Source organism: Bradyrhizobium sp. CFUWI, assembly GCF_056429085.1.
This window is the reverse complement of the sequence record NZ_JBWJZE010000057.1, coordinates 1-9,647: the sequence shown is the minus strand read 5'-3', so window position 1 is coordinate 9,647 and position 9,647 is coordinate 1. Positions and strand designations below refer to the sequence as shown.

The window sequence follows — 9,647 nt, the reverse complement described above, 5'->3', positions numbered from 1 at the left end:
TACAACTTCCGGATTCTGATCCTCTGGCTCACGACTTTGTTTGTCCGGATCTGCTGCGCCTTCCTGTTCGCCGGCGCCTGGTCATCCCGTCAACAGACCTCATGATCAACGTTCTTCACGGTCGACTTTTCAGAATGGACCCACGGCTTCCGGGCGGAAAAGTGATCGTTCACGGGGCTGAAGTCGGCCCCTACTCGGCGTTACCTCCTTTCCGATAGCAATGACCGTGCCAGCCGCATCAGTCGCAATTAAGAGCTGAATAGACGTCATGAAATCAATATTGACGCCGAATGTTTTGAACCTGACAAACACACTCTCGATGTCAGGGACCGCACCATGATGGCAAGGCTATCGTGAAAGCGAAGATTGCGAGCTCGTTTGCAGGAGCGCAAGAGCGCCCGTCCTTTGCGAGCACGCAATCGATGACTTGCAATCCGACATTTGCGGATCGCCGAGCTCAGGGTTAACGAGTGTTCGAACTCGGCTCGCCCTGCTCCGCGCGCCGGCCAGTCCATCAAGGGGGAACCCGCGCCACAGACTGTCCTGTTCGAGCGGTGATGGAGCGCGTAATCGTGACCAACTCGGCGCGCAAAGGCGAATGCCCCGCGATCGGAGATAGATAATTTTATGATAAAGAATCGGATTCGAAGGCGTCATGCGATGCCTTCTTCGAGGATCGTGGCTGAATGACCTATCTGGTGGTCGCGCACAAGACGCGGCATGGCGGCGATAAGGCTCTTGGTATATTCAGACTCTGGATTGCGAAATATCTCTTCAGTGGCGCCACTATCGACGATTCTCCCCCGGCGCATAACTATGACGCGATCGCTGATTTGGCGAACAACACTGAGATCATGCGAGATGAAGAGATAGCTTACGCCGACGTGTTCCTTCAGATCGCCGAGCAGGTCCAAGACCTGGGCCTGGATCGAGACGTCGAGCGCCGAAACCGGCTCATCGCAGACGATGACGGCAGGATTTGGTGCGATCGCGCGGGCGATCGCAACGCGCTGGCGCTGACCGCCCGAAAGCTCGAGCGGTCGTCGGTCCAGCAAGGCCTCGGATAGCCCGACCAGATCGAGCAGCTCGATAACGCGCTCCTGCCGTTTGCGCCGTATCTCAACCTCACTCGAAAGGCTGTCGGATATGATGCGTCCGACCGTCCAACGTGGATCAAACGAGCCAAGAGGATCCTGGTAAATCATTGATAGCGACCGCCGCCGAGTCCACCGTTCGCGCTCGGCGAGCGCGGTCCAAGGCCGGCCTGCAAACTGAACGGCTCCCTCGTCAGGCTCCTCGAGCGCCAGGACCATGCGCGCCATCGTTGACTTTCCTGATCCGGACTCACCTACGATGCCCAAAGTCTCGCCGGATCGCAGTTCGAAGGAGACGCCGTCCACAGCCGTCCGTAAAGTGCCATCCGGGCCCTTGAAGCGCTTCACCAGACTTGTCGCTTCGAGCAGGATGGGACGAGATTTCGGTGGCGATTGCACTTCTGGCTGCGTTTGCCGGGCAGGCGAACGCACAATAGTGGACGGTGAGAGGCGTGAGCCGCGCGGCCGGCCTGATGGCACGGCGTCCAGCAGCTGCTTAGTATAGGGGTGCTCCGGATCTTTGAGTATTTGGCCGGCGTTACCGCGTTCGACGACCTCGCCTTCTCGCATGACGAGGATCTCATCCGCCACGCGGGAGACCACTGCCAGATCGTGACTGATCAGGATCAGAGCCTTGCCCCTCGTTTTGGTCTCCTCAAGGAGTGACAGCACATGAGCTTGCGCCGTCACATCGAGAGCGGTCGTCGGCTCGTCGGCGATCAGGATGCGGGGATCGAGCGCAAGTGCCGAAGCGATGAGAGCCCGTTGACGCTGGCCGCCGGATAACTGATGCGGCAGCTGCTTGGCCTTGGTCTCGGGGTCGGGGACACCGACGAGCTTAAGAAGAGCAATGACGCGCTGCGCGAGCTCCTCGCGCGATGATACCGCGCCGTGGAGGAGCAAGCCTTCACCAATCTCTTTGCCGATCCGGCGAAGCGGATCAAGTGAGACGAGTGCATCTTGTAATACAAAGCCAATCTCGTTGCCGCGGATGCCCCGCCAGGCACGATCGCTAAGACCCATCAGGTTCGTCCCGTCGAAGCTTAGCTGGCGTGCATGAACATTGGCGTAGCGACCAGCGAGGCCTATGAGAGCCCGCGCAGTCACGCTCTTGCCCGAGCCGGATTCACCGACAATCGCAAGACACCGTCCCGGCCGGAGGGAGAAGGATATACTGCGCACAACCGGTTTCTCGTCGATGGCGCGACCGAAGGAGACACGCAGCGAATCGACCGTGAGGAGGTCTGGCTGCTGCGGGACAGGCTGTGGGCGCCCCTGTGACATTCACGTTTTTCCTTCCAGACGGTCCTGTAGATGGCGCCCGATGATGGTGAGGCTGAGGGCAAACGCCGTAACTGCCAAACCGGGTATGATCTCCAGCCACCAGGCGTAGATTACATAATTGCGCCCGGCATTGAGCAGCGCGCCCCATTCAGGCGCCGGGGGAGCGACGCCGAGTCCTAGAAAAGCAAGACCGGAGGCCCATATAATCGCCTGACCTACGCCGATCGTCATCATTGCCGTCAGCGGGTTCATGGCGTTCGGAAGAATATGCCTCCAGACAATACGGGGAAATGGATGGCCCAGCACCTTAGCGGCCTCTACATACCCTGTCCCCTTGATGGCAAGCACCTGGCCCCTGATCATGCGCGCATAGCCTGGCGCTGTGCCGATTCCGACAGCTATGACCTCAGTCAATACCGACGGCCCAAAAACGGTCACGAACACAAGGGCGAGCAGGAGCGTGGGAATTGCGAAGAGCACGTCGACAATCCGGCTCAGGATGCTGTCGCATACGCCACCAGAAAGTGCGGCGGCGACGCCGAAAACGATCGCAATGGACATGCTCAGCGCCGTCGCGCCTAGTCCAATAGCCAGGGATTGGCCTGCCCCCTCGACTACTCGAGAGTAAAGATCTCGACCCAATTGATCAGTTCCCAACCAATGGGCGATCGACGGAGACTGCAATGACGATCTCAAATCAATAGCGAGCGGATCGTGCGTCTGCAGCACCTTTGGCGCCACAGCCGCGAGGGCAAAGAGGCCAATGATCATAAGACAGGCGGCAACTCGGAACGGAACATGGCGAACGATTGCCAGGACCTCTTTGAGCGACCGAGACTCGGTAGCTTCGGCGAACATGCTCATGTCAACTTGATCCTCGGATCGACCAACCGGTAAGTCAGATCGACAATCAAACTGACAAGAACGAATAGGCCCGCAGAAATCAAAACAGCTCCCGAGACAATCGGAACGTCTCGCGAGGACGTTGCAGCAACAAGGACTCCACCGAGGCCTTGACGGGCGAAAACCACCTCGATCAAAATCGCGCCCGAAAGCAGTTTTCCGAGCGCCCAACCTGATAAAGTAATGCCAGGCAATGCGGCATGGCGGAGGACATGGCGAAGCCTGACGCCGAAATCACTCATGCCTCTGGCCCGCGCGGATGCAACGAACGGCTGCTCGAGCACGCGCGTGAACTCGTTCTGAACGACTTGTCCGAAAAAGCCCGATAATTCAAGAGCCAACGCAAGTGTCGGCAGAATGAGCCCGGCCGGTGAACTTCCACCGATGACCGGAAAAATGCGCAGCTTTACCGCAAAAACAACCAGCAGAATTGTGGCCAGCCAATAGGGCGGCGCGGTTGCAAAAAAGACCTGCGTGTCATTGAGCAACTTCGCCCACATGTTGTCCCTGCCGGCGATGAACAAGGTCGTCAGGATTGCGATAATCCATGCGAGCAGTAGCGCGGTGACCGCCAGAATGATGGTAGGGCCAATCTGTTCGGCGATGATCCCTGCGACAGGCCGATGCTGCTGGTATGACTCGCCAAGGTCTCCATGCAGGATTCGCAGTATGTATCTTCCGTATTGAATCGCGAGCGGTTGATCAAATCCGTATTTCGCATTGATCGCCGCAAGTTCTGCCGATGACGCGAGTCCGACGTTGCCGCTTGTCGCATTGATGATGATTTGGGCGCGGTCGCCAGGGAGCACACATTGAATCAAGAACGCGAAGGTTAAGGCAGCCCACACCACGACCACGCCGGAGAATATCCGGCGCGTGAACCAAACAATGGGATAATGGGCTACTATCTTCACGGCGTCACTTCCCATCATCGAAATGAGCGTCATAGAAAACGGGTTCGCCAACCGAGCCGCGGTCCAGCCAAACGTCTTTGAGGTTCGGCCTGGTCGCCAACGTTACGTCCAGCACCGTGAGGCCAATCACAGGAGCCTCATCCACGATCTTCCGTTCCGCCTGCTGATAGAGGGCGGTACGCTGCGCCCCATTGAGTTCCTGCTCCGCCCTTTGAATGACGTCCCAAAGCGTCAGATCTTGATAGCGTGAGGGATTGAAGCGATTAGTCTCGCCCTTCTGATCGGGCTTCCACGAGATCCGGAATATCTCCGCGCCGGGGGCAACCCAATAGAGGAGAACAACCTCATAATCATCGGGTCCGAGGTTTTTTCCGGCGAAGAAATCAGCTGGATTAGTAGGCTGAAGACGTACGTCAAAACCGGCCGCTCTTGCCTGCTGCTGGATAACTTGCAAGGCTTGCTCGCCATCTGGCTTCAGAAAAGCGTTCGAATAGGACACGCGCACGATGAGCGGGTTGCCATTCTTAACACGAACGCCGCTAGGATTACGCTCGGTCCAACCCGCCTGATCAAGCAATTGATTGGCTTTCCGAATATCGTACGTATACGACTGCCCGAGCTCGCGCAGGTATTCCGGCGAGCTCTGACTAAGCGCACCGTTGCCTTCAAATGGCAAAGAGCCAAGGAATGATGTGTCGACTGCGGCCTTCCGGTCAGTCGAATAGGCAAACGCCTTGCGGACGAGCACATCGTCAAATGGAGGCCGCGCCGTATACAACGCCAGGCGCAGAGGGGTACCGCCGGTAATGTGCCGCAATACTGGAAAACGGGAATTGGCCTCCTTCCATGCGATAGCTGGGATATCGTATATGGCATCGGTCTCGCCCGTGATGAACGAGCCGTACCGGACGGTCTGATCTGGCAGGAACTTCCAGCTGATTCCGTCAATGTAAGCCGGCCCTTGATGTTTGGCGCTGGCCGGCGCCGAGTTGTAGTCGGGATTGCGGCGGAAGGTGACCTCCCGTCCATGACGCCATTTGTCGACAATGAATGGACCTGAGCCGACTGGGTTCTCGCAGTTTACCGCAAGTCCGCGCTTGAGCGCGGATGGTGAGAGAATGCCTTGTGAGGATTGAGCAAACACGTTCAGCAAGGGTTGAAATGGCACCTTCAAGGTTACCTGTAACCTCAGAGGAGCGATTGCACTTGCCGATTCGAAGCTATCGCTAAGATACGGAGCAGCAGTCGGATTGCGCAGATCAGGGTCGTTGCTGAGCCATCCGTTGATATTATCCGCGATGGCCTGCGCATCCAGAGAAGTGCCATCCGTGAACTTCACATTCGGCTTTATCTCGAATGTGTAAATCTTCTTGTCATCGGAAATTGTCCATGACTCGGCCAGCCATGGCACAATCTTGCCATCCTCGCTGCGGGCGACCAGATTATCGCTGTACTGGCGTTGCAGATACCATTGCTGCACCCATCCCCCGAAGAGGCATGCCGGCTCTTGAAAGTGCCCGTAACGAATAACGCCTCCTCGCTTTATGCTGCCGGCTACCCCTTCTTGAGCATGAATACTTGACGGCAATTGCGACAGGCCCAAGAGCACGAGAAGGGTCGCCTTAACGGTTCTTGCTGGATAGCTCGACTTTCCAGTGAATCGCCTCGTTGACCGCGCATTCGATGAATGCATATCCAGTCTCCAAATGATTTGATGTTGAGGAAGCGTCATAGCGGTGAGCTAGCTGTGGCTCGTGTCGGCCCGAAAGGAATGGAAAGCCCGAAATGCTCTCGCAGCGTCTGCCCTCGATATTCTTTGCGAAAGAGCCCGCGCTTCTGCAGGATGGGCACCACATTGTCGACAAACGCTGAAGTGCCATCTTGCAGCACGTCCGGAATGATGTTGAAACCATCAACCGCGCCAGCGCGGAACCACGCCTCAATCGAGTCCGCAATCTGCTCAGGTGCACCCACGAGCAAGCGGTGGCCAAACGCTTGAACGCTGCTAATGATTTCGCGAACCGTCCGGCCTTGACGCGCCAGAGTCTCAACCGTGCGATGGTGACCGACAGAAAAAGGAACATCATCTGCAGTAGGCAAAATCTCCTCCGGGATTGGCCTTTCGAGGCTGAGCTTCTCGACCGCCACGCCCATGCTTCGTGCAAGAGCAACGGTGGCGCGCTCCATATCGAGGAGTCCGTCAAGGTTTTCCTTGCGACGAGCCGCTTCTTCCTCGGTGCCCCCGATACAGGTGACAAGGCCTGGCAGGATGAGCGGGGCCGCAGGGCGGCCGAATTGCCGAGAAAGCGCGCGCAGGCGCTCTGCCTCCTGCGTCGCCGTTGTCAAGTCCCCGGCTGCCGCAAACACGACATCTGCACTGCGGGCGCCAAGCCGTAATCCGGGATCCGAACCGCCAGCCTGAACGATGACTGGGTGGCCTTGGGGCGAAGCGGGATGCGTAAGTGGGCCCCGGATGCCGAAACTATTGGTAGCGGGATCGAGCAGGCGGAATCGGCTCTGATCTGCGTAAACACCCGCAGCCTGATCGGCGATGACTATCTCGCCGCTCCAGCTCAGCCAGAGAGCACGGACCGTTTCAACGAAGTCCTCCGCACGTCTGTAGCGATCCGCTCGCCCAATCTCTCGACCGCCAAAGTTCGCAACCGTCGCCGGACTCGACGTCGTGACCGCGTTCCACGCAACGCGCCCGCGGCTGATGACATCGAGCGATTGGAACCGCCGGGCAAGATTATATGGTTCGTTGTAGGTAGTCGACGCCGTCGCAATCAGACCAATCCGGTCCGTTTCACGCGCAATCACGGCGAGAACCAGCGTCGGTTCGAGCCCATTAAGCGGTGGCTGGTGTGTGATGTCGGAACTTATCGCGGGGGTATCGGCGAGGAATACAGCATCCAGCAGACCATGCTCCGCAATCTTCGCAGCGCGGACGTAGTGCTCGATGTCAAAAAAGGCGCTTGGATTTGTGCCCCGCCAGCGCCATGCTGCGGAATGACCACCCGCACCATGAAGATTTAAGCCAAGATGAAGCATGGAGTTACCCGAAGACATAACAGCCACTCATGCGGCGGCATCTGAGCTGCTTGGCGGGCCTTGTGGACGAGTTGATCTCGGCAGCCAGCCTTCGCTTTCGCGCAAGCGCACCTTGCATGTGCTCCGGGCAGCCAATTTGAGCGATAGACAACAAACAGCCGGCTGATGTGAGAAGAATGTCACCAAAGAAGCTTTTGCTAGGTCTTGCGATCTTCTCCGAACGGGCGCGGCAGAGAAGAGCTTCGACCACGCTGGTCGCCGATTACGCCGACGTGACAGCTTGTCCCCAGCGGCGGGTTGCTTCCACACGAGTACATTCACATCGCCTCTCCAGAATTCCTCAAGAAGCCAGCTCCTTTTCAGGAAGATGTTTTGGATGGGATTCGCCATCGAAAATTTTGGACTCCCGAGAGCGAGCAATGATCATGCTAGAGGATCTTTAGAGGTCCAGACCATGCAAACGCAATAGTTGAGTATTTCATTCTACTATCGTCCATTGGCATGCTCTTCTATTGCCGTGTCTAAACCTTACTTCGCTTAATCCCAAGCGTTCTCTGATCAGGCCCACCGAACACGCGCTGCGTAATTGTAGCGACTGCAATTGGGAGCGCCGGCGCGACGCTGAGATGACTCGATGCGCTCGAGAACACACGGCAGTTTTGGCGCGACATGATGGGTCAACCGCTTGCTGCCGCGCTGCAAAGTGACATCCGATCAATAAGGCGTCGCCAAGCCCACCATCTAATAATGCGATGAACCATCCTAGATTATAGATACAGCGTTACACGCAACGCTTCGAAGCTGCGCTGGATTCGAGGATGCTGGAGCGTCGTTAATTATCGCGCGAACGCGGCGCGGCGGTCGAGCAACCCGGTCTCAGCTTAATCGATCGTCAGCTTCTCGAAAGCTGCACCTGCAACAATCCACGCCGATAGGCGGCCCTTCGAAGGGAGTAGAGAGATGAATGTTGATCCACGGAATGCCGCAGACAATTCCTTTGAGGTTCAGTGGCCGCACCATGTCGGTCGACAGCAGGACGAGCTTAGCGCCCAAACCAGCGCACCGACAAGTTCAGAAGACCAAGCAAACTTTGAGCAGCAGCTGAATGACTTGGCTCTAGATGACTTGGACTCGGTCTGCCCAACCACGGAGCCAGTCTCCTTAGCGGCAGATTCCGCGAGCGCCGCGCCCTCATCTGGGTTAAACGAGGCGACCTCGGAACCCAGTCGCTATCCAGCCTCATCATACGTCAGTGCGCGCGCTCAGCTTGCCGCAAAATTGACTGGCGCCACTCTTGACGCACTTCGGAACGAGATCGAACTTGCCGCGCAACAAGCAGCACGTTGGTCATCGGCGACCGACGCTGCCATTGATCGAGATCGCGTATTCGACGACGTGGCGGGGTCGTCATATGTCACACTGCGGCGTTTTCAGAATCAGGACACTGATTGCAAGCCGCGCACGGAAGAAAATACGAGCGCAATATCTCATGTCCGCAACACGGCTCGGGATCATTCTTCCGTTGGATATCCTCTGGAGCGGTATCCCATGGACCGAGCCCGCCAAGCTGGTTGGCATATGCGGGGGAAGACTACAGCCTCACCCTTCGTATCGTTAGTTGAAGATCCGTCAAAACTCGTCGTCTCTCGCGATCCGTGGGCGAGAGCGATTGCCAACAATGCGGACGCGCTACACACCTATACCGTACCGAAGACCACAATCTGGACGCCCGACGACGTGCTGAGTAGCATTGGGCTTGGAATGAACGCGGAGGATCAGGACACCATCGATGGGGACGTCGATTTGATGTGCTCACTGGGCAGAACGCCGACCCGGGAAACCGAGCGCCTGTTCCTTGGAGGCAATTTGGAAAGCTACCGCACCAGTAGCGAAGCAAATCCCTACAAGCGCGAGAGTAATGTGTAGATGGTCGATCGCGCCATTTGGCAGATTCGTTGGCGACTAAGCGCCACAATCCCCTGCAACGAAGAAAAGCGGCGCATCAGCTCCGCCTCATGCACAACAGATTAAGCGTAAAGGGGGCGACCGACAGCCCGATGAAGGCACCGATCGAGCCGTACAGCGGTTGACAGTCCCGACGGAAGGTCAGGAGGACACCGATCTTGTCCCCTCATCCCTTTCCGCTCGTTGAAGCATCGTGGCATCTTGGGTGCATTGTGTCGCGTGGCAGGAATTTATCAGCCGGCTTCAGGGGTTGGCAGGCGGATTTGGCGAGGTAAGCCGCTGAAAGCGCAGCATCCCTCGCGTTAGCTAGTCGGTTGTGAAGAACACGCAAGCCGTTGAGAGAGAATCGATTTTTGGCGAACAGACATGGTTCTGTTCGCAGGATTTCGGCGGGTGAGCCCGCAGTTTCTTGCAAATTGCTCTTGGGCGATCGCTG

General features: G+C 57.3%; 7 protein-coding genes. 1 reads left to right on the top strand and 6 read right to left on the bottom strand.

Going from position 1 to position 9,647, the window contains the following annotated elements:
- Positions 1-653 precede the first annotated feature (653 nt).
- From AC066S_RS38080 to AC066S_RS38060, 5 genes are all read right to left on the bottom strand, one after another.
- On the bottom strand, positions 654-2,378 hold the full coding sequence (locus tag AC066S_RS38080; protein WP_478271877.1) for a dipeptide ABC transporter ATP-binding protein: 1,725 nt from the start codon (positions 2,376-2,378) through the stop codon (positions 654-656).
- Positions 2,379-3,242 (bottom strand): ABC transporter permease, encoded by an 864-nt coding sequence (locus AC066S_RS38075; protein ID WP_126262012.1) that lies wholly within the window; start codon positions 3,240-3,242, stop codon positions 2,379-2,381.
- On the bottom strand, positions 3,239-4,195 hold the full coding sequence (locus tag AC066S_RS38070; protein WP_478271876.1) for an ABC transporter permease: 957 nt from the start codon (positions 4,193-4,195) through the stop codon (positions 3,239-3,241). The genes AC066S_RS38075 and AC066S_RS38070 overlap by 4 nt, the downstream gene beginning before the upstream one ends.
- A 4-nt stretch (positions 4,196-4,199) precedes the next feature.
- Positions 4,200-5,804, bottom strand: a complete 1,605-nt coding sequence (locus AC066S_RS38065) for an ABC transporter substrate-binding protein (RefSeq protein WP_235884952.1) — start codon at positions 5,802-5,804, stop codon at positions 4,200-4,202.
- Between the two features lie 119 nt (positions 5,805-5,923).
- Complete coding sequence (locus tag AC066S_RS38060; RefSeq protein WP_430642575.1) at positions 5,924-7,246, bottom strand: NtaA/DmoA family FMN-dependent monooxygenase; 1,323 nt, start codon at positions 7,244-7,246, stop codon at positions 5,924-5,926.
- A gap of 960 nt (positions 7,247-8,206) precedes the next feature.
- On the opposite strand from AC066S_RS38060, the gene AC066S_RS38055 reads away from it, so the two are divergent.
- The gene (locus AC066S_RS38055; RefSeq protein WP_164719134.1) at positions 8,207-9,172 is read left to right on the top strand and encodes a hypothetical protein; all 966 of its coding nucleotides are present in this window, start codon (positions 8,207-8,209) and stop codon (positions 9,170-9,172) included.
- 205 nt (positions 9,173-9,377) lie between these two features.
- On the opposite strand, the gene AC066S_RS38050 is transcribed toward AC066S_RS38055, so the two are convergent.
- Positions 9,378-9,647: hypothetical protein (locus AC066S_RS38050; protein ID WP_478271875.1), on the bottom strand; the 270-nt coding region annotated here is incomplete at its 5' end.

What these genes read in the sequence shown, in the direction of transcription:
- AC066S_RS38080 (WP_478271877.1), bottom strand. Translation starts at nt 2,378, where the DNA reads ATGTCACAGGGGCGCCCACAGCCTGTCCCGCAGCAGCCAGACCTCCTC.
- AC066S_RS38075 (WP_126262012.1), bottom strand. Translation starts at nt 3,242, where the DNA reads ATGAGCATGTTCGCCGAAGCTACCGAGTCTCGGTCGCTCAAAGAGGTC.
- AC066S_RS38060 (WP_430642575.1), bottom strand. Translation starts at nt 7,246, where the DNA reads ATGCTTCATCTTGGCTTAAATCTTCATGGTGCGGGTGGTCATTCCGCA.
- AC066S_RS38055 (WP_164719134.1), top strand. Translation starts at nt 8,207, where the DNA reads ATGAATGTTGATCCACGGAATGCCGCAGACAATTCCTTTGAGGTTCAG.